This is a genomic window from Microbacterium sp. AG157, from assembly GCF_003385695.1.
GTDB classification, from domain to species: domain Bacteria; phylum Actinomycetota; class Actinomycetes; order Actinomycetales; family Microbacteriaceae; genus Microbacterium; species Microbacterium testaceum.
This window is the reverse complement of record NZ_QRDK01000001.1, coordinates 1,001,596-1,021,487: the sequence shown is the minus strand read 5'-3', so window position 1 is coordinate 1,021,487 and position 19,892 is coordinate 1,001,596. Positions and strand designations below refer to the sequence as shown.

Below are 19,892 nucleotides of genomic sequence, written 5' to 3'. Positions count from 1 at the left end.
CTTCCCGCCGCCGGCTATTCCTGCTCTTCGGGCCCGTAGAGCCCGCGGCCCGTGGGGGCGGCGCGCCGTGGAGTCGCCTCTTCGCGGCGACGGCTGACGTAGATCGCGAGAGCACCGATCGCGCCGAGCGCGATGAGTCCGGCCACGCCGACGCCCGTCGCGGTCGCGATGGCCGCGGCATCCGGTCCCGGCCCGATGACGACCGAGACCGCCTCGGGGGTCGCGGTGGGCGAGGCGGAGGGGCTGGCGGCGACGAAGGGGCTCTTGGGACCTCGCAGACCCGTCCCGGGAACCATCACGATCGCGTCGTAAGGCTGAACGACACCCCATCCGGAGATGTTGGAGCGCGTGTCGGGCTGCGCGCGGACGGCGGTCGCCTCGAGCCGGTACGCCCACTGGGCGGGGGTCTCGGTGGGGTGCGCGGATGCCACGAGCGCCGCCGCGGCCGACACGTAGGCCGTGGCCCAGCTCGTCGCGGGCTCGTCGGCCCCGACGACGCAATCGCCGCCCAGGGGCCATGACGAGGCGACCGCCTGACCGGGGGCGGAAAGGCTCACGTGGGGGCCGTGGATGCTCGCCTTCGTGACGACACCGCCCGACCCGACGGCGGCGACCCCGATGACACCGGAGAAGCCCGCGGGGTAACGCGCACCGTCCTTGTCGTCCTGCTCGGGGGAGTCGTTGTTCGAGCGGTTTCCCGAGCTGGCGACGACGAGGCTCCCGCGTTGCTGCGCGTAGGCCACGGCATCCGCGAGGGAAGCGTTCTTCTCGCTCGTGCTGATCGAGACATTGATGATCTGCGCACCCCGGTCGGCGGCGTAGCGGATGCCCTCGGCCAACCGTTCGGTGTTCGGACCGAACCCCGCCTCGACGAGTTGCTTCTCGATACCGGCGTAGACGCGCACGGGCAGGATCTTCGCGTCGGGTGCCATGCCCTGGATTCCCGAGCCGGAGATCAGCTGGGCGGCGATCTGACCGGCGATCACGGTGCCGTGCGCGTAGTTGTCGGTGCGTCCCGACGCATCGGTACCGTCGGGGACGAGGTTGACTCCGGGCAGCACCGCGGCCTCGAGATGCGGGTTCACCGCGACCCCCGAATCGACGACGGCGACGGTCACGCCTGCCCCACGAGTGAGGGGCCAGGCCGACGAGCTCTGCAGCGACGCGAGCGCGGTGGGCGCGTCGGGGATGCGCGTCGAGGCAGTGCACTGGCTCTGCGTCGTCGCCGCCAGCACGCCGGTCGTGGGACCGACGGCGGACGCGGGTGACGGGATGCCGACCAGCAGGACCCCCGCCGCGGCAGCGAGGGCTGCCAGGCGAGCGGCGCGGGAGCGAAGGGTCACTTCGTCTCCGGCGTCTGCTGCGCGGCGCTCTCGCTCAGGGAGGGGCCGGTGCGCAGGAGGGCGGTCCACCCGTCGGGGATCGAGCCGACGTCGTTCGTGGAATAGCCGAGCCGCGCGATGGTGTCGTCGGTCGCGCCCGGAAGCGGGAACGCCGTGCCCGTGGCATCCACCAGTGTCAGGATGCTCGTGTTGTCGGCGCCTCGTCCGCCGGCGCGCACGAGAGCCCCGTGGCTGGGATCGACCCGGATGCCGGTGGTGACGGCGGTCGAGGTCGGTTGCGTGGCCAGGGTCGTCGTGGCCTGGCCTTCGCCGGCGGTGAGTACGGCGCAGGGACGCTGGCCCGAGGGGACGGTTTCGAAGCCGACCCGGGGCCACTCGTCGCCGAGGCCCTGCGTCGCGGTGGGGAGGCTGCGGATCTCGTCCGCGGTCACCTCGGTCACCTTGCCCTTGAGGGCTTCGCCGCTGCCCAGTTGGTACAGCTGCCACGCCAGGGGCGAGAGGGACTCGAGCACCCCGCCGGTCTGCACGAGGAAGCGCTCGTCTTCGGCGGCGCCGGCCTGCCGGATGACTTGGCCGACGCGCAGCGAGGTGTTCGTGACGGGCTGCCCGTAGTTCTGCAGTGTGATCGGGGTGAGCGCCGTACCGGCCGTGAACAGATCGAGCCACGATGCCGGCACGGTCACGGGGGAGAGCGAGGAGATCCCCGCGGCGCGCAGCACGGCGTCGGCGACTTCGCTCGAGACGGCGAAGCTCCGACCGCCCTGCACCACGTGGAGGATGCCGTCGACCGACACGACGACCGCGCGGTCCGTGGCGGGAGTAGGGGCCGCGGCCGCGGAGATGCGGACGTCGAGACCGGCGTCGTCGGAGACGCAGGCGCTCCAGCCGGTGTTGATCAGCCCGGATACGGGGGGCAGCTCGTCGGGAGCGCCGGTGATGCCGAGGGTGTCGCCGACGGGGGTACCGCCGAGGGTCGAGGAGTCGGTGGAGATCACGCCGTACTCGTTCGCCGGGAGCAGCAGACGGGCGCTGGCCGTGTTGATCACGGGGTGCAGCACACCGTCGACGGTGACGAAGCGGGCACCGGTGTCGGACACGAGGACGAGCTTGCCGTTCTCCCAGCCCGTCGGCAGACCGGGGCGGATGAGCCCGTAGAAGACGCCGACGAGCACCACGATCACGGTGAGGGCAATGGCGGCGATGACCGCGCGCAACGGCGAGCTCGGCTGCAGCTCTTTACCGCCGGGGGCGCCGCTGACGAATGCGGTGAGCAGGCGGCGGCGCGAGAAGTTCTGCGCCTCGATCAGGTCGCCCTTGGTGGCCATGCGTCAGGCCAGACCGGACGAGATGACCGCGAGGGGCAGGAGCGCTGCCAAAACGAGCAGCTCGGCCGTGTCGGCGAGGCGGATCAGCCGCAGGCGCGTCTTGGGGGCGAGCAACGTGACCGTGACGACGCAGACGGTGGCGATGGCCAGGACGACGAGGATGCCCACACGCAGACCCGGCTGGGCGAGCGAGGCCACGACCCCGGCCACGACGAGACCGATGATGCCCGTGGCCATGACGGTGAGCACGCCGGAGCGGGCGAAGGTCTGGCGCGAGGGGAACATCATGCCCGCGAACGCGAGGGCGCACACGAGAGCGCCGGTGGCGTTCTGCGCGGCGACGAGAGGAGTCGCCACCAGGATGGCGGCGGCCAGGGCCAGGCGCAGTCCCATCAGGACGCGCTTGCCCTGTGCCACGCGGGCGGCCACGTCGTCGGCGTCGATCGGCTGCGGGTCGGCGAACATCTCGGCGTCGCTCTGGGGCGACACCACGCGAAGACGCGTGGTGCCGATGGCCAGCCAGGGCAGTGCCCCCGCGAGCGTGGCGACGACGCCGACCATGAGGGTCCAGACGGCGGGGGCGGGGAAGAATGCGGCGAGCGTACCGGTGACGCCCAACGCTCCACCGGCCACGAGGGGCGCGAGCTGCAGCTCGGCCCGCTCCCGAGTGAGGGCGAGCGAGACACCCGCGACGACGAAGGCTCCGCCGCCGGCGGCGGCCATCGGCAATCCCCACATGTCGAGAGAGGCGGGCATGGCGATGAAGCCGGCGACGGCGGCGAAGAGGGATGCCGCCATCCCCAGGCCCTGGCCTGCCTCGCGCTGGCCGAGTCGTGAGACGACCGCGGAGACGACGAGCAGCACGACGGCTCCGCCGCCCGCGACGAGAGCGCCGAAGGGGAGGGCGCGACCGGCCGCGAGCAGGAGGACGGCGCACACGCCGAGCAGCGCGAGGCTGACCGCGAGGGCTGTGCGCGCGTTGTCGCGGGTGGTCCAGGGACGGTTCTGCTGGCTGGTGGCGTCGATGACGGCCTCGACGATGTCGTCGTAGACGCGCGGCTGGGCGACGAGACCTCCGCGCACGAGGGTCAGCACTTCGCCGTCGACGATGCCCTGCGCCGCGGCACCGCGAGACGGGTCGACGCTGGTGCCGTCCGAGCGCTGGAGCGCGTATCCCGCCGAGGTCATCGACGGATCGAGCACGCCGAGGGACCGGGCGAAGCCCGGGAGGAACTCGATCACCGGCACTTGCGCCGGAATCGCGATGTCGAGCCTGCGTCCCTCGCTCTGCACCGACAACCGCAGCAGCGCTCGTGTCGCATTCATGACGTCAGCCATCTGCGGCCCCCTCTTTCCGGACCGAAGCCCCCTGCGGTCAGACCCCGAAATCCTATCGGTGGGTCAGGGGTCGGATGTCAGTGGAAACGCGCCGCCGACGCGCGATCGGCGCTGACGTAGTCGTCGGCGATCGAGTCGGTGGCGTTCGAGATGCGTTGGAGCACGTCGCGCATCTGCTCGAGTGTGGCGCTCCACTGCTGCTGGGCGTTGTTGTACGCCGCCTGCGCGGCGCCCTCCCACTGTCCCCGCAGGCGAGCGACCTCGCTGTCGAGACCGCCCAGGGTCGCGTCGATACGCGCACTCTCTGATCGGAGCCGAGCAGCCGCAGCGTGCAGCGACTCGGGCGTGACACGGAAGTCGCTCACGACTGGCCTCCCAGCATCGTTCCGAGACCGTGGATGGTCGTGCGGTGGTCTTCTTCGACGGCTTCCTGGTCGCGTGCCGTGGCCTGCAGCGCGGCGCTGAGGGTGATGAGCACGTCGTTCAGCTTCCGCGCGCCCGCCGTCCACTCCTCGACGAGGATGCCGTACGAGCTCGCCGCGTCCCCCGACCAGTTGCCGCGCAGCTCGTCGAGTTCCGCGAGCACCCGCCTGGTGCTGTCGGCGATGTCGGCGTGCGCGCCGTTCACCACCTCGGAGCCCCGGGCAAGGGCTCCCTCTTCCGCGGAAATGCGGTCAGACATGTCGTGTTCTCCTGTCGGAACCGTTCAGTGTGTCGAAGGACGAGATCACTCGTCGCGTCCGCCGGCTTGTGCGTTCTCGGACCGGGGGCCGATCTCCTCATCGTCCTCCATGCGGGGGGCGATGGGGCCACCGAGGCCGCGCGATGCCTCGTCGCGCCGGTCGGAGCGCGAGCCGGGCCCGCCCATTCCGCCGACGCCGCGGCTGCCGGCACCGGCTCCTGCGCCGCGGGCTCCGCCACCGGCGGCTCCGCCGCCAGCCGCGCCGCCGCCACCCGCGCCGCCAGCGCGCATACCGGCACCCTTGGCCGTCGATGCCGCGGGTGCGCCGCCGCCGGCGGCACCGCCCATTCCGCCGACGCCGCGGGTTCCGAGGCCGGAGCCGGCTGCGGCGGTCTTGCCGAGCAGGCCGCCCGAGCGACCGGCTGCGCCGGATGCTGCCGTGCCGCCCGCACCGCTGAACAGGCTGCCTCCGGGGGCGCCCGCGCCACGCGCGATGCTGCCGAGTGCGGCCGCGCCGCCACCGCCTGCGATCAGGCCCGCGCCGAGACCCGAGCCGATGCCCGCTCCCGCGCCGCCGGAACCGCCGAGCGAACCGCCTCCGGGTGCCGAGGGAATGACCCCGGGCAAGTTCGGGGTGCCGATGATCGAGCCGTCCGGAGTCGGCTCGGGCTTGATGGTGTCGAGGTCGATGATGGGGGTGTTGCCGTGGATCGGGCCGTCAGGTCGTGGCCCGATGACCCCCGGCTGTGGCATCGCGTTGTACTCGGGCTGCGAGTTGCCGCCGTCGTTGCCACCGGGGGTCGCGACTGGGGACGTGTCCCAGTCGGGGTACTGCTCGAAACTGCGTCCACCGGAGCGTCCGCCGCCTCCACCCCCGCCCCCACCGGTACCGCCTCCGGTTGGCTCGACGGTGTCAGTTTCGGAGAAGGTGAAGTTGAGTGGTGGGGGGTCGCTGACCTGGACGGCATCCATCTCGTCGGAGAAACCCTCCATAGCGGAGCGCGCGGCGGCCTCCCGTTGATCGGACAGATAGCCGTTGATCAGCCCGACGGCCCCCTCACCCGCGAGGAAGGAGATCGGCCCCAGCATGAGAGTCGCGCCGGTAGCAGCGCCACGGACCGCAGCTTCCTGACCCCCGGAGAGCGAGCCGGAGGGGAGTGTGTCGAGCGCATCTCGCGCGCGTGATCGAACGTCGTTGGCTTGATCAAGCCGCTGAGCGAGCTCGTCCTCGACGTAGGTGACTTGCTGAGCGATCTGTCTCGCAGCGGCACTGAATCTCGCCTGAGCGGCAGATCCGGCCTCTCCTGTGATGCCGGGGTCGCTTGCGACGCGGTTCAGAACCTCCCGCAATGCGTTCAAGCTGTTGACGAGTGAGCCTCGCGTGGGAACGTCCCACGGCTGGCCTCCCTCGGCGAAGTTCGTCAAACGCTGTTCCCAGGTACCGGTCACGGCGATGTCCCCTTTCTCGCCTTACGGCGTTGAGTGACGATGATGAGCACGGTGATGACCGCCGCGATGAGGACAAGGGCCACGATCCCGATGACGGCCCACATCACGAGGGATGAGAAATCGAAACCGCTGGTCGGGCTGTCATCGGCGTATTGGTCGAAGCTTCGGCCTCGATCCGGAGCCACATATCCGTTCGTCCTAGCTGCCGCGATCTGATCGGCTGTCGGAAACCCTGCGCTCTTATTCATGAGAGGTGTCTCATCGGGGAACGTCGTCGGGTCGACGGCGAGCAGGGTCGGGAGCCACGCCGCTCCGTAGCCGAAACCGTCTTCCGTCCGAGAGGGCTCGTGTCGTTCGCCGTTCGTCGTTGCGAGCATCGCCTGGATCAGTTGATTTCCCGTGCTCTCCGGAAACTTCTGAGCCGCGAGCGCAAGCATGCCTGCGACTATGGGAGATGCATTCGACGACCCGGTGGCCGTCGCTGATCCGTCCCACCCGGATTCGGTCCCGATCTCTGGGAACCGGTCGCCCCCGGCGACCACGGTCGTTTGTGGAATGATCCAGGGTGATCCGTCCGCGCTGGTCTGTAGGGCTCCGTCCGGTCCGATCGCAGATACGGCGACGACCCCATTCAGCGAGTCTCCGCCATCGGTGATCGGTGCGCCGAGCAAGTCAGCGGCGCTGGGATTGGCCGTCGCAGAAACAAGTGCCACTCCCCGGGCGATGGCGTACGCGATAGCAGGTGCGTCCGCTTCGTGCCGCTCCATGCCTACCGCCGTGTAAACGATCTTCGCGCCGTCATCGACCGCGAGCTTGACGCCATAGCCCCACGCGGTCATATCCGTCTCGGTCGCTGAATCTGGGTAGCACGGGCGATCGTCCGGGCCGTACCCATAGAAAGTGACCTCAGCGTCGGGAGCGATCCCGCGAACTCCCCCGGATCCTGTGCCGTTGCCGATGAGCAAAGCTGTCATTGTCGTGCCGTGACGTGTGCCCTTGTCGGGGTTGGTAGACGTCATCGAAGGGTGGTCCTTGCATACCGGCTTGTCCGAGATGCGCAAATTCTGCCCTTCAAACACCGGAAGGGACGGGTTGATCTGCTCTTCCAGCACGGCCACCTTCACGCCGCGGCCGGTGATGCCCTCCGAATGTGCGGCATCAACGCCGTACTTGTCCCACCAGAAGTCGAGGCCGGTCGTCCCTGAGGTCGTCGCCGCCGAAGCCGGGGACGCAGCGCTCAGAGATATGAACCCGGCGACGAGGAGAACTGCTCCGAACGTTCGGAGCGGATGCCGCTTCACTGCAGGCCAAGGGCGCCGCGCACGCCGGCCTGCCCCCCGGCAGAGGCACCCGGCGAGACGCCCGCCGGAGGTGCTGTCGATGCCGCGTCGATGATCGCCGTGACCTGTTGTGCGTCGCTCGCGTTCATCTCATCCCGCTCCTCCAACGTCTGAACGGCCTGCGAGAGGGCAGCTGCGTTCTGCGCGATGTATTGCCTCACCTCTTCGACGCGTGCACCGAGTGTCTCGGCACGGGTGCGGAGAAGCTGCGTGAACTGGGAGGCCGCAGGCTCGGTTCCATTGCCGTCGACGACGCCGATGATGGTCGCTGCGGGGAGCTCGTCGCTTGTTTGAACGACTTTGCTCACGTTCGCGCGAACGAACTCGCTGTCGAGCCGAATGACGGAGCCCATACTTCACTCATTTCTTCACGCGCGTGCGGCGAGCACGCGACGATGTTGCCGCGCGGAAAACTTGCGGCGGCCCGAACGGGCCGCAAGAGCCGGCGGCCGCCTCAGCGACCGCCGGCTCGAGACGACTCAGACGAAGCGGCCGGCGGCGGACTTGTCGGTCGAGGTGTAGCCCTGGGCGATTTCGTCGGTCTTGCCGGCGATCTGCTGCAGGAGCTCGTTCAGGCGGGTGATGGACTGGGTCCACTGGGCCTGAGCCTGGTCGTACGCGGTCTGGGCGTCACCATCCCACGAGGAGCGGAGGGCGTTGACCTGCGACTCGAGCTCGTCGAGGCGGGTGCGGATGCCGGAGGCACCGTTGCGGATCTGACCCGAGAGCGCGATGACCTGCTCGGGACGAACGGACATGGACTGCATGAGAGTTCCTTCTTTCGTGTCGAGCGGGGTCAGCCGAGCAGGGAGCCCAGGTTGCCGATGGTCTGCTGGTGCGACTCTTCCGACGCGGCCTGGTCGCGTTCGGTGCCGCGGAGGGCGTCCTCGAGCGTGACGAGCACGTTGTTGAGCTTGGTGGTTTCCTCGTTCCAACGCTGCATGAGCTGCGTGTACGAGCCGGCCGCGGCGCCGGTCCAGAAACCGGCCACCTGGTCGAGCTCGGTGCGAACCTTGCGCACCTGCTCGTCGATGCCCGACTTCGCGGTGTTGACCGCTTCGGCCCCTCGACGAAGCGCACCCTCCTGGGCTGCGATGAGATCTGCCACTGTGTCTCCTCGATGTTCCTCCGGGCGCGCCCGGGCGTTGCGGATCGAATACGCGCACGGGGATAGATGACCCGCACACGGCGTCGATGGAGGAACCGGAGCCCCCCACCGGACTTCGAACTTACGTAAAGCATCCCCCCGGTTCAAGCCTCTTGCGCAATTTGAAAGATGACAAAACTCTCATCTTTATCCCCGGTGAACCGTGGAAAGGCGAACACGGCTCCGTGCGGGACGGATACGCTGGTGCGGTTGCGGCCCGTGGGCCGGAGAGCGCGAGAACGAGGGGGACCGTTGAGCGCAGAGGTGGTGCAGGGGCGTCGTGTGGCGCTCATCGATGGCGAATCGCGGTTCGACCTGGTCGTTCCTCTTCGCGCCCGCGTCGACGACGTGCTGCGCGCAGCCGGTTCCGACACCGCCCGCGGCACTCGTGTGGTGGGGATCTCCGGCCGCGAGATCGACCGGGCGACCGCCATGACCTCGCTCGACGACGGCGTCATCCTCGTCCTGGTCGACCCCGGCGCCTCGTTGCCCGACGCCGTCGCCCGCGCCGCTGCGGCTCCGAACGCCACACGAGTCTCGGCCGTGTGGTGGGTGCTCGCGGCGGGGGGCGGCATCCTGGCTCTGCTTCGTCTGGTCGGCGGTGACGGCCTGCCCCCCTCTGTGCGGGGGGCCGTTGCCGTGCTGGCCCTGGTCGCCGCTCTCGTCGCGGGCGCGGTGTTCGCCCTGCGCGCCCGGGCGCGCACGGCGATCCTTGCCCCCGTCGTGGGCGTCGTCGCGCTGGCCTTCGGCGGTGGTGTCGCCGTGGTCCCCGGGCTTCCCGCCGCCGCTCCCCTCGTCGCCGTCTTCACGGGTCTGCTCGCCGCGGCCGTCGTCGCGGGAGTGATCGGGGTGCTCGGTGCCACCGAGACGCTGCGCGCGCAGAGCCGTACCGCGACGATCGTGCTGGCGGTCCTCGCCGCCGTCTGGGGGTTGTCGCTGCTGATGCACCTCGACCCGTCCGCGCCCGCGGCCGTGACGCTCGGCCTCGTGCCCGTCGCCCAGCGCGTGCTGCAGTCGAGCCTCGTCGACGTGGCCCCCGGCACCTTCATCGACTACGGCCGCTTCCAGAGCACGCGCTGGACGGTCCGGCAGAACCTCCCCGATGAGGTCCGCACGATCGAAGCCGACGACGCCGACGCGCTGGTCGAACGATCCACCGCCCGCCTCACGATCGGGGTGGTTCTGTTGATCGCCGCCGGGGCCGCCAGCGCGTTCACGGCGCTGCCGACATTCGACACCGACAATCCGGTCGTGCTCGGCGGGCGCATCGCTCTGGCGACGACGGTCGTTCTCGCCCTCCTCCTCAGCTCTCGCCGCAGCACGGTGCCGTTCCTGCGGTGGGTGGAACGCCTGGGGGCTGCCGCCGTGGTGGTCGCCGTCCTGATGGCGCTGCTGCCGAGGGTGTCGCCCGACATGCTGGTCGTCTTCGCCGGCATCCTCCTGGTGGTCGGTCTCGGATCCGCCCTGCTGGTCGTTCCGGTGGGTCGCGGACTGCGTTCTCTGGGCTGGTCGCGCACCGGCGACATCTTCGAGGCGCTGGCCACGGCGTTGTCTCTTCCGGCGGGCATGCTCGCGGCCGGAGCGGTGGAGATCGCTCGTGCGATGATGGCGACATGACGCAGCTGACGCCGTTCGGCGCGCCCGCGACGGTGGGGGTGCGCGTAGGAGCCTTCAGTGTCGACGCGGCCCTCGTGGTCATCGTCTCGGTCGCGGCATCCCTTCTCGCCTCTCCCGTGCTGGGGGCGGCGGTCGCCGCCGAGGCCCTGCTCGGTCTGTGGATCCTGCAGGCGCGACGCGGACTCACCCCCGGTGCGCTGCTCTTCGGTCTGCGCACCGCGCGGGTGGAAGCGCCCGTCGTCCCGGGGGCCGGACGCGCATTCGTCCGGGGCCTGCTCGTCGTGATGGGAGGCGTCGTCCTCCTCGCCGGCGCGTGGGTCGTCGTCGCCTCGGCGGCATTCGACAAGTCGGGCCGTCGGCGCTCCTGGGCCGATCGCGCCGCGGGAACCGTTCTGCTAGCGGTTCCTCGCGGAAAGCAGGCTCCGGATGCCGATGAGCCCCGTGTCCTGTCCGAGCCCACGGTCCAACGCACCGGTGCTTCGCGCGAACCCCTGCGGATGGACGCCTCGGCGGCGGCCCTGCCTCTCGCTCCGGCATGGGACGCCCCCATCATCGCCATCGAGGCTCCCAGTGTCGCCGGGGAGCGCCCCGCGACCGTCGCACCCGAACCCTCGGCTCCGGCGCCGACCGCTCCCGCGCGCACCCCGGGCGTTGGCCGTGCGCAACTGCTCGTCGTCTTCGACACCGGTCAGCGCGAACAGTTCGACCTTCCCGCAGCCGTCAACTTCGGTCGCGCCCCCGTCGCGGATCAACCGAACGACGTGCTCATCTCGGTCGACGACCCCGATCGCCTCATCTCCAAGACCCACCTGCGTCTCGAGCACGACGGCGAGACCGCGTGGGTCACCGACGCCGGATCCACCAACGGATCGGAGCTGATCGACGACGACGGCACCGTCCACGTGCTGCGCCCCGGTTCCCGCACCCTGCTCGAGGAGGGCACCCGCGTGCGCCTCAGCGAACGCGTCTTCACCCTGAGTCGTCTGATCGGAGGTCCGGTGTGAGCACGGGTCCGCGCATCGCCCCGCCGTCCTTGCCCAACGGGCGGATCGTGCTCCAGCCGCCACCCGAACTCGTGCCGAACGAGGGGGGCAGCGGCATCCTGACCTCCCTCCTGCCGATGCTCGGCAGCGTGGGCGCCATCGTGATGGTGACCATCTCGAACAGCGGGCCGACGGGCTTTCTCATCGGTGGCATGTTCCTGCTGTCGTCCCTCGGCTTCGTGGCGGTCAACGGATGGCGTCAGCGTGCGCAGCGCAACGCGCAGGTGCTCGGCAACCGCCGTGAGTACCTCGCCTACCTGTCCGACCTCCGCGACACGGTGCGCGTCGCGGCTCGCAAACAGCGCCGACACGGCGGATGGATCATGCCGGCTCCGGCCGCTCTGCCCTTCATCGCCGAAGAGCGCTCGCGCGTGTGGGAGCGTCAGCCCGGTGACGAGACGTTCCTGCTCGCCCGCATCGGCGTGACCGACCAGCCGCTCAGCCTCACGCTCGAGGCGCCCGAGCTCCCGCCGCTGGCCCAGCTCGACCCGGTCGCCGCGTCGGCCGCGCACCGCTTCATGCTCACCCACGAGATGCAGCGCGACCTTCCGCTGGGCTTTCCCCTCGGCGACTACTCGCGCATCGAGCTCGTGGGCTCCGACGAAGACGCGGTCCGCAGCCTTGCGCGCTCGCTGGTGGCCTCCGCGGCCACCCTGCACGACCCCGAAGACGTCATCATCGCGATCCTCGCCGGTCCCGCGCAGATGCCCGCGTGGGACTGGGCCAAGTGGCTCCCGCACGCGATGTCGTCGCGCGTGCAGGACCGACTCGGGCCCGCGCGCATGATCTCGGCATCCCTCGACGAACTCGTCGACATGCTGCCCCCGCAGCTCTCCACGCGTCCGCGTTTCACCCCGGGCGGCGGGGTGACCCCGCACGTGGTGCTGATCGTCGACGGCGTCGAGACCCCCACCAACAGTCCGCTCGTCGGTCTCGAGGGCGCGCAGGGCGTGACCGTGATCGACCTTCCCCCGCGGTGGGACGAACTCGACGACCCGCACGTGGCGCGCGTCGCGCTCGCCGAGGCGCCCGTGGTCGCGCGGGGGCGTCGCGCCGAGTCGAAGCCCGTCGTCGCCCCGGCGGAGTTCATCGACGGCGCGGGCCGGGCCCAGACCTTCCTTCCGGATGCCATGACCATCGCCGAGGCCGAGGCCACCGCCCGACGGCTCATGCCGCTGCGGCCGGCGCCCATGGTCGTCGTCGATGCGCCGACGACGCAGGGCCAGCTGGAGCTCACCGAGCTCCTGGGGCTGCCCGACGTCCGGACCGTGAACTTCGACCAGGCGTGGACGCGCCGTCTCGAGCGCGACCGCCTGCGCGTGCCGATCGGCCAGGAGCCCTCGGGCACGCCCCTCGTCCTCGACCTGAAGGAGTCCGCGTCGCAGGGCATGGGCCCGCACGGCGTGATGGTCGGCGCGACCGGTTCGGGAAAGTCCGAGGTGCTGCGCACGCTCGTGCTGGCCCTCGCCATGACGCACTCTCCGGAACAGCTCAACTTCGTGCTCGTCGACTTCAAGGGTGGTGCGACCTTCGCCGGTATGGCCGAGATGCCGCACGTCTCGGCGGTCATCACCAACCTCGGCAGCGAGCTGGCTCTCGTCGACCGCTTCCAGGACGCCCTCCAGGGAGAGGTGGTGCGTCGCCAGGAGCTGCTGCGCGCCGCGGGCAACTTCGCGAACGTCGGCGAGTACGAGACCGCGCGTCTCGGCGGTCGATCGGATCTCGCTCCTCTCCCGGCTCTGCTCGTCGTCGTCGACGAGTTCTCCGAGCTGCTGACGGCCAAGCCCGAGTTCGTGGACAGCTTCCTCAACATCGGTCGCGTCGGTCGATCGCTGCACGTGCACCTGCTGCTGGCATCCCAGCGTCTCGAAGAGGGCAAGCTGCGCGGTCTCGACACGTACCTGTCGTACCGGATCGGTCTGCGCACCTTCTCGGCCGCCGAGTCGCGCACGATCATCGGCACGCCCGACGCGTACACGCTCCCGCAGGAGCCCGGAGTCGGCTTCCTCAAGAGCGACACCGAGAACCTCGTGCAATTCCGCGCGGCGTACGTGTCGGGTCGGCCGAAGGGCAATGCCCGCTTGAGTGTGGACGATCCGGAGTCCGGAGCGACCGGGCCCGCGCGCGTCGAGGTCTTCACCGCTCTCGCTCAACCCGACGTCGATCCGGTCGAAGAGAATACGGATGCCACTCCCGCGGCGATCGCGACTCCGGCCACCGACAAGCGCTCCACCTTCCAGATCGCCGTCGACCGCATGAAGGACCGCGGCCCCGAAGCGCACCAGGTGTGGCTGCCGCCGCTCGCCGACCCCGCCCCGCTCGACGAGCTCATGCCCGACCTCGCCGAGGACCCGGCGCTCGGACTCGTCTCGCGTCGCTGGCGCGCAGCGGGCGCTCTGACCGTGCCGATCGGCGTGGTCGACATCCCCCTCGAGCAGCGCCGCGACCACCTCACGGTGTCGCTCGGCGGTGCCGCCGGTCACGTCGCGATCGTCGGTTCGCCCCTGAGCGGCAAGTCGACCCTCGCGCGCACGCTGGTCTCGGCTCTGGCGCTGACGGGAACCCCGCAGGAGTTCCAGTTCTTCGTGCTCGACTTCGGCGGCGGCGGCTTCACCGCGATGCAGCAGCACCCGCACATCTCGGGTGTGGCCACGCGCACCGAGCCCGAGGCCGTCCGCCGTGCGATCGCCGAGGTCGAGGCCGTGCTCGATGCGCGCGAGCAGTATTTCCGCCGCAATGCCGTCGACTCGATCGAGACCTATCGCTCGCGACGCCGCGAGGGGCGTCTCGACGACGGCTTCGGCGACGTGTTCCTCATCGTCGACGGCTGGTCGACCCTGCGGTCGGAGTTCGAGCCGCTCGAGGCGCGAGTGCAGACGATCGCCGCTCGAGGCCTCAGCTTCGGCGTACACGTCGTCGTCACCGCGAACCGGTGGCTCGAGATCCGTGCGAACCTCAAGGACCTCATCCAAACGCGCCTCGAGCTCCGCCTGGGCGACCCCACAGACTCCGACGTCGATCGCAAGCAGGCGGCCAACGTCCCGGTCGGCCAGCCCGGCCGCGGTCTCGCCGTGTCCAAGCTGCAGATGCTCACGTCGGTTCCGCGGATCGACGGGTCGGACGATCCCTCGACCATCGCGGACGGCGTCGCCGACATGATCGGCAGGATCGCGAACGCCTGGCACGGGGAGCCGGGCCCGAAGCTGCGACTGCTGCCCGAGAACATCTCGCTCGACGAGGTGCGCGCTCTCGCCGAGCCCGGTGACCGACGCATGCTGCTCGGCATCGAGGAAGCTCAGCTGTCGCCCTTCGGCATCGATCCCCGCGTCGAACCGCACCTGTTCGTCTACGGCGACTCGGGGATGGGCAAGTCGTCGTTCCTGCGCGGTGTGGCCAAAGAGATCCAGCGGCTGTACACGCCCGCTGAGGCGAAGATCTTCGTCGTCGACTACCGCCGCGCTCTGCTCGGCGAGATCCCCGACGAGTACCTCGGCGCGTACCTCACCTCGCACGACCTGGCCACGGGTGGGATGAACGACCTGTCGCAGTACTTCTCGACGCGTATCCCCGGGCCCGATGTCACGCCGACGCAGCTGCGCGAGCGCAGCTGGTGGAAGGGCGCCGAGGGCTTCATCCTCGTCGACGACTACGACCTCGTCGCCACGAGCCAGGGGAACCCGATCGCCGTGCTGCAGCCCCTGCTGGCGCAGGCCGGCGACCTGGGGCTGCACGTCATCCTGACCCGTCGGTCGGGTGGCGCGAGCCGCGCGGCGTACGACCCGATCATTCAGCGCTTCACCGACCTGGGTGTCACCGGCATCCTGCTCGGCGGAAACCCCGAAGAGGGCGCGCTCATCGGTCGCGTGAAGCCCGAGCGCGCGGCTCCCGGTCGTGCCCAGATCGTCAGCCGTGAGCAGGGTCTTCTCGCCTCGCAGCTGGTGTTCTCCCCGCCGTCGCACTGATCCGGCGTTCCTCCCCAGGAACGTGTCCCGCCCCGGCATCCCCCGACGGATGCCGGGGCGGTGTGCGTGTCGGTGGCCCGGGTTACCGTTGAGGGGTGACTTACCCCGGCGCCGCATCCGAGTCGTACGCCGACGCGCCGCCCGAGCCGTACGACCTGCCCGAAGATCCCTACGCCGGCGTGGACTGGGATCCCGACCAGTTCGCACCTCCCGAAGACGTCGATGCGCCGCCGCCGCCCGTCGACCCGTCTTCGCCGTTCGCCCGCGCCGCGACCGTCACCGGCACGGCGCGAGAGCTCCCGGCCGTCCGCGACTTCACGAGGCGCGACCCGCGAGACGTCCTGCACGAGGTCTACGGCTACGACGCGTTCCGCGGCGACCAGGCCGAGATCGTGCAGCACGTCGTCGGCGGTGGCGACGCCGTCGTGCTCATGCCGACCGGCGGCGGCAAGAGCGTCACGTACCAGGTGCCCGCGCTCGTGCGACCCGGTACCGGCCTGGTGGTCAGCCCGCTGATCGCGCTCATGCACGACCAGGTCGAGGCCCTGATCGCCAACGGCGTGCGCGCGGGCTATCTCAACTCGACCCAGGCGCCCGCCGAACGGCAGGCCGTCGAGCAGGCCTATCTCGCCGGAGAGCTCGACCTGCTGTACGTCGCACCCGAGCGTCTGAACGGCGCACAGACCCTCGCGTTCCTCGCGCGCGGTCGACTCAGCGTCATCGCCATCGACGAAGCGCACTGCGTGTCGCAGTGGGGTCACGACTTCCGGCCCGACTACCTCGCCCTCGGCGACCTCGCCGACCGCTTCCCCGACGTCCCGCGCATGGCACTGACGGCGACAGCCACCCCGGCCACCGCCCAAGAGATCGTCGAGCGTCTGCGTCTGCGCGACGCCCGCGGGTTCGTCGCCAGCTTCGACCGCCCGAACATCCAGTACCGCATCGATGCCAAGGTCGACCCGCGTCGGCAGCTCGTGCAGTTCATCCGATCGCAGCCCGAGGGCTCTGCGGGAATCGTGTACGCCCTGAGTCGAAAGAGCGTCGAGCAGACGGCGGCCTATCTCAGCTCGCAGGGCCTCGACGCCCTGCCGTACCACGCGGGTCTCGACGCCTCAGTGCGCGCGGCGAACCAGTCGCGGTTCCTTCGCGACGACGGCGTCATCATGGTCGCCACGATCGCCTTCGGTATGGGCATCGACAAGCCCGACGTGCGCTTCGTCGCGCACATCGATCTGCCGAAGTCCGTCGAGGGCTACTACCAGGAGACCGGCCGCGCCGGCCGTGACGGAGACCCGTCGACCGTGTGGATGGCCTACGGCCTCGGCGACGTCGTGCAGCAGCGCCGCATGATCGACCAGTCGCCCGGCGACCGCTCCTACAAGATGCGGCTCGGGCAACACCTCGACGCCATGCTGGCCCTGTGCGAGACGGTCGGATGCCGTCGGCAGAACCTCCTCGACTACTTCGGGCAGCGATCCGAGCCGTGCGGCAACTGCGACACGTGCCTCACCCCGCCCGACACGTGGGACGGCCTCGTCGCGGCGCAGAAGCTGCTGTCCACGATCGTGCGCCTGCAGCGCGAGAGGGGTCAGGCTTTCGGCGCCGGTCACCTGATCGACATCCTCCGCGGCGCGAAGACCGAGCGCATCGCCCAGCAGGGCCACGACCGGCTCAGTACCTACGGGCTCGGGGCCGACCTGTCCGACCAGGACTGGCGGAGTGTGATCCGACAGCTCCTGGCGCGCGGGATCATCGTCGCGCAGGGCGACTACGGCACCCTCGCCCTCAGCGAGGCGTCCGCGGGCGTCCTGCGCGGCGAGACCCCGGTGCCGCTGCGTCGCGATGCCCTGGGCCGCACCGGCAGCAGCGGCGGCTCGAGCCGCGCGCGCAAGAGCAGCGCCGACGACGTGGCCCCGGGCGACCGCGACCTGTTCGAGGCGCTGCGCGCGTGGCGGGCCGAGAAGGCCCGCGAGCAGGGGGTCCCGGCGTACATCGTCTTCGGCGACGCCACGCTGCGGGCGATCGCGGCCGCACGTCCGAGCTCCGTCGGCGACCTCGACGGCATCACCGGCATCGGCGCCAAAAAGCGCGAAGCATACGGTGACGGCATCCTGACCGTGGTCGCCGCGAACTGACGGCGCCGCGCGCGGGTGGTCTGGACGCCCCGTGCCCGGAGGTCCGGACCCCGCCGCGATCGCGCGCCTTCGCGCGGAGCCTGCTCCCGCCGCGAGCTATCGCGAAACAGCATCTCGCCGACAAACCGGCGACACCTCGCCACCGACTCGTCAGCGAGATGCAGTCTTGGGGCGACCGCGCGGCCCGGGCGCGCGGTACGCGCCGACCCCACGGCGTCCGCCGCGCTCAGCCCGCTCACGGGAATGTTGACCACCCACAACGACCCGGCGAAACGGGACGCGGGGTCGTTGTGGACATGTCACAGGGTGTTTGGGTCCACGTTGTGGGAGACCTACCGTAGGAACCGTCCTTTGCAACGTCGAAAGGTGCCGAAGATGACCGACGCCGCCGTCCGTCCCACCACGCCCGCCACGAGCACGCGTACTCCTGTCGGAGGCGCACCCACCGCGCCGCACACCGCCGCCGAAGCGGCGGAGGGCCGCATCGACACCGAGCGTGTCACCGACCTGCTGCTCGGCACCTGGGGCGACACCCGCCGCCAGGCGCGGGAGATGATCAAGGACCCCGCGCTGTGGCGCGATGACAGCCTGGGCATGGACGCGCACCGAGAGCGCACCCTCAGCCAGCTCCACCTGCTCGTCCAGAACAAGGCGGTCCACCGCGCCTTCCCCAAGCGCCTGGGGGGCGAAGAGAACAACGGCGCCAACATCGCCGGTTTCGAAGAACTCGTCGCGGCCGACCCCAGCTTGCAGATCAAGTCCGGCGTGCAGTGGGGCCTGTTCGGCTCGGCCGTTCTTCAGCTGGGCACCCGTGAGCACCACGACAAGTGGCTGCCCGGCATCATGAGCCTCGAGATCCCCGGCGCTTTCGCGATGACCGAGACCGGACACGGCTCCGACGTGTCGGCCATCGGAACGACCGCGACCTACGACCCCGAGACCGAGGAGTTCGTCATCCACACGCCGTTCCGCGGCGCGTGGAAGGACTACCTCGGCAACGCCGCCGTGCACGGCAAGGCAGCGACCGTGTTCGCGCAGCTCATCACGAAGGGCGTGAACCACGGTGTGCACTGCTTCTACGTGCCCCTGCGTGACGACGAGGGGAACTTCCTCCCCGGCATCGGCGGAGAGGACGACGGCCTCAAGGGCGGTCTGAACGGCATCGACAACGGTCGGCTGCACTTCGACCAGGTCCGTGTGCCCCGCACGAACCTCCTCAACCGCTACGGCGACGTGGCTGCCGACGGCACGTACTCCAGCGACATCGCCAGCCCCGGCCGCCGCTTCTTCACGATGCTCGGCACGCTCGTCCAGGGTCGTGTCTCGCTCGACGGAGCCGCCGCGTGGGCCTCGGCCATCGGCCTGATCATCGCCGTCACCTACGGCAACCAACGCCGCCAGTTCGACTCGGGCAACGGCACCCCCGAGGTCACCCTGCTCGACTACGGCAAGCATCAGCGTCGGCTCCTGCCTCGTCTGGCGACGACCTACGCCGAGATCTTCGCGCACGACGAATTCCTGCAGAAGTTCGACGGCGTCTTCAGCGGCCGCCTCGACACGGATGCCGACCGCGAAGACCTCGAGACCCTCGCCGCAGCGCTCAAGCCCCTGTCGACCTGGCACGCCCTCGACACCCTGCAGGAGTCGCGCGAAGCGTGCGGCGGCCAGGGCTTCCTCTTCGAGAACCGTCTCGTGGGCCTGCGCGCCGACCTCGACATCTACGTCACCTTCGAAGGGGACAACAACATCCTGCTGCAGCTCGTCGGCAAGCGACTGCTCGCCGACTACGCCAAGCAGTTCAAGGGCAAGGATGCCAAGCAGCTCGCCGCCTTCGCGGTCGGACAGACCGCCGGGAAGCTCTTCCACGGCGCCGGAATGCGTCAGCTCGGTCAGGCCGTCAGCGATTTCGGCTCGACGGCGCGCTCCGTCGAGAAGGGCCTCCGAGCCGAGCAGCAGCATGAGCTGCTCGCCGGTCGCGTGCAGCAGATGATCGCCGACATCGCCGGGCGTCTGCGCCCGGCATCCAAGCTCTCCCGAGAAGACGCGGCGGCGTTGTTCAACGAGAATCAGGCGCAGCTGATCGAGGCCGCGCGTGCCCACGGCGAGCTGTTGCAGTGGGAGGCGTTCACCGACGCCATCAACCGCATCGACGATCGCGACACGCTCACGGTGCTGACCTGGCTGCGCGATCTGTTCGGTCTGCAGCTCATCGAGAAGCACCTCGCGTGGTACCTGATCAACGGACGCCTCTCGACGCAGCGCGGCGCAGCAGTGTCGAGCTACATCGACCGCCTCTGCGCGCGGCTCCGCCCGCACGCGCAGGACCTGGTCGACGCGTTCGGATACGGGCCCGAGCACATCCGCGCCTCCATCGCGTCGGGTGTCGAAGACGATCGTCAGAACGAAGCCGCGGCGTACTACGCCGCTCAGAAGGCCGCGGGCACCGCTCCTACCCCGGAGAAGAAGCCCGCCCGGTGACGCGCGAGGCGGGCGGCGGAAGGAGGGGGGCGC

General features: G+C 70.2%; 15 protein-coding genes. 5 read left to right on the top strand and 10 right to left on the bottom strand.

All coding sequences use genetic code 11. The annotated features are described in order from the left end of the window. Nucleotides 1–14: 14 nt before the first annotated feature. From DEU35_RS04890 to DEU35_RS04845, 10 genes are all read right to left on the bottom strand, one after another. Nucleotides 15–1,343 (bottom strand): S8 family serine peptidase, encoded by a 1,329-nt coding sequence (locus tag DEU35_RS04890; RefSeq protein ID WP_116238743.1) that lies wholly within the window; start codon nucleotides 1,341–1,343, stop codon nucleotides 15–17. Then, nucleotides 1,340–2,668 (bottom strand): type VII secretion protein EccB, encoded by a 1,329-nt coding sequence (gene eccB, locus DEU35_RS04885; protein WP_103206901.1) that lies wholly within the window; start codon nucleotides 2,666–2,668, stop codon nucleotides 1,340–1,342. Before eccB ends, DEU35_RS04890 begins: the two co-directional genes overlap by 4 nt. A gap of 3 nt (nucleotides 2,669–2,671) precedes the next feature. Continuing rightward, entirely contained in the window at nucleotides 2,672–4,006 is a 1,335-nt protein-coding gene (eccD, locus tag DEU35_RS04880; RefSeq protein ID WP_103206900.1) for a type VII secretion integral membrane protein EccD, read from the bottom strand. A gap of 77 nt (nucleotides 4,007–4,083) precedes the next feature. Further along, on the bottom strand, nucleotides 4,084–4,371 hold the full coding sequence (locus tag DEU35_RS04875) for a WXG100 family type VII secretion target (protein WP_103206899.1): 288 nt from the start codon (nucleotides 4,369–4,371) through the stop codon (nucleotides 4,084–4,086). Further along, on the bottom strand, nucleotides 4,368–4,688 hold the full coding sequence (locus DEU35_RS04870; RefSeq protein WP_116238742.1) for a WXG100 family type VII secretion target: 321 nt from the start codon (nucleotides 4,686–4,688) through the stop codon (nucleotides 4,368–4,370). The genes DEU35_RS04875 and DEU35_RS04870 overlap by 4 nt, the downstream gene beginning before the upstream one ends. A 45-nt stretch (nucleotides 4,689–4,733) precedes the next feature. Beyond that, nucleotides 4,734–5,777, bottom strand: a complete 1,044-nt coding sequence (locus tag DEU35_RS04865) for a hypothetical protein (RefSeq protein ID WP_141376494.1) — start codon at nucleotides 5,775–5,777, stop codon at nucleotides 4,734–4,736. Nucleotides 5,778–6,133: 356 nt separating this feature from the next. After that, entirely contained in the window at nucleotides 6,134–7,438 is a 1,305-nt protein-coding gene (locus DEU35_RS04860; protein ID WP_180993387.1) for a S8 family serine peptidase, read from the bottom strand. Continuing rightward, the gene (locus DEU35_RS04855; protein ID WP_116238739.1) at nucleotides 7,435–7,830 is read right to left on the bottom strand and encodes a hypothetical protein; all 396 of its coding nucleotides are present in this window, start codon (nucleotides 7,828–7,830) and stop codon (nucleotides 7,435–7,437) included. Before DEU35_RS04855 ends, DEU35_RS04860 begins: the two co-directional genes overlap by 4 nt. Before the next feature lie 126 nt (nucleotides 7,831–7,956). Beyond that, nucleotides 7,957–8,235 (bottom strand): WXG100 family type VII secretion target, encoded by a 279-nt coding sequence (locus DEU35_RS04850; RefSeq protein ID WP_103207114.1) that lies wholly within the window; start codon nucleotides 8,233–8,235, stop codon nucleotides 7,957–7,959. A 38-nt stretch (nucleotides 8,236–8,273) separates the two neighbouring features. After that, nucleotides 8,274–8,585, bottom strand: coding sequence for a WXG100 family type VII secretion target (locus tag DEU35_RS04845; protein ID WP_055831852.1), 312 nt, complete (start codon nucleotides 8,583–8,585; stop codon nucleotides 8,274–8,276). Between the two features lie 291 nt (nucleotides 8,586–8,876). Between DEU35_RS04845 and DEU35_RS04840 the strand changes: the two genes are divergently transcribed. The 5 genes from DEU35_RS04840 to DEU35_RS04820 all read left to right on the top strand — a co-directional run bounded on the left by DEU35_RS04840 (nucleotide 8,877) and on the right by DEU35_RS04820 (nucleotide 19,859). Continuing rightward, the gene (locus DEU35_RS04840) at nucleotides 8,877–10,241 is read left to right on the top strand and encodes a hypothetical protein (RefSeq protein WP_146035519.1); all 1,365 of its coding nucleotides are present in this window, start codon (nucleotides 8,877–8,879) and stop codon (nucleotides 10,239–10,241) included. Beyond that, the gene (locus DEU35_RS17300) at nucleotides 10,238–11,245 is read left to right on the top strand and encodes an RDD family protein (protein ID WP_116238738.1); all 1,008 of its coding nucleotides are present in this window, start codon (nucleotides 10,238–10,240) and stop codon (nucleotides 11,243–11,245) included. The genes DEU35_RS04840 and DEU35_RS17300 overlap by 4 nt, the downstream gene beginning before the upstream one ends. A gap of 47 nt (nucleotides 11,246–11,292) precedes the next feature. Next, a complete protein-coding gene (eccCa, locus tag DEU35_RS04830) occupies nucleotides 11,293–15,246 on the top strand; it encodes a type VII secretion protein EccCa (protein ID WP_258027875.1) in 3,954 nt (1,317 codons plus the stop codon). Nucleotides 15,247–15,341: 95 nt separating this feature from the next. Then, complete coding sequence (gene recQ / locus DEU35_RS04825; RefSeq protein ID WP_396652079.1) at nucleotides 15,342–17,381, top strand: DNA helicase RecQ; 2,040 nt, start codon at nucleotides 15,342–15,344, stop codon at nucleotides 17,379–17,381. Nucleotides 17,382–17,756: 375 nt separating this feature from the next. Further along, nucleotides 17,757–19,859: an acyl-CoA dehydrogenase gene (locus DEU35_RS04820; RefSeq protein WP_103206893.1), complete on the top strand. Its 2,103-nt coding sequence runs from the start codon at nucleotides 17,757–17,759 to the stop codon at nucleotides 19,857–19,859. Nucleotides 19,860–19,892: the final 33 nt, after the last annotated feature.

Excerpts from the sequence above, each read along its gene's own strand:
- DEU35_RS04855 (WP_116238739.1), bottom strand. The coding sequence starts at position 7,830 with ATGGGCTCCGTCATTCGGCTCGACAGCGAGTTCGTTCGCGCGAACGTG.
- DEU35_RS04820 (WP_103206893.1), top strand. The coding sequence starts at position 17,757 with ATGACCGACGCCGCCGTCCGTCCCACCACGCCCGCCACGAGCACGCGT.
- eccD (WP_103206900.1), bottom strand. The coding sequence starts at position 4,006 with ATGGCTGACGTCATGAATGCGACACGAGCGCTGCTGCGGTTGTCGGTG.
- DEU35_RS04850 (WP_103207114.1), bottom strand. The coding sequence starts at position 8,235 with ATGTCCGTTCGTCCCGAGCAGGTCATCGCGCTCTCGGGTCAGATCCGC.
- DEU35_RS17300 (WP_116238738.1), top strand. The coding sequence starts at position 10,238 with ATGACGCAGCTGACGCCGTTCGGCGCGCCCGCGACGGTGGGGGTGCGC.
- DEU35_RS04865 (WP_141376494.1), bottom strand. The coding sequence starts at position 5,777 with ATGCTGGGGCCGATCTCCTTCCTCGCGGGTGAGGGGGCCGTCGGGCTG.
- DEU35_RS04870 (WP_116238742.1), bottom strand. The coding sequence starts at position 4,688 with ATGTCTGACCGCATTTCCGCGGAAGAGGGAGCCCTTGCCCGGGGCTCC.
- eccB (WP_103206901.1), bottom strand. The coding sequence starts at position 2,668 with ATGGCCACCAAGGGCGACCTGATCGAGGCGCAGAACTTCTCGCGCCGC.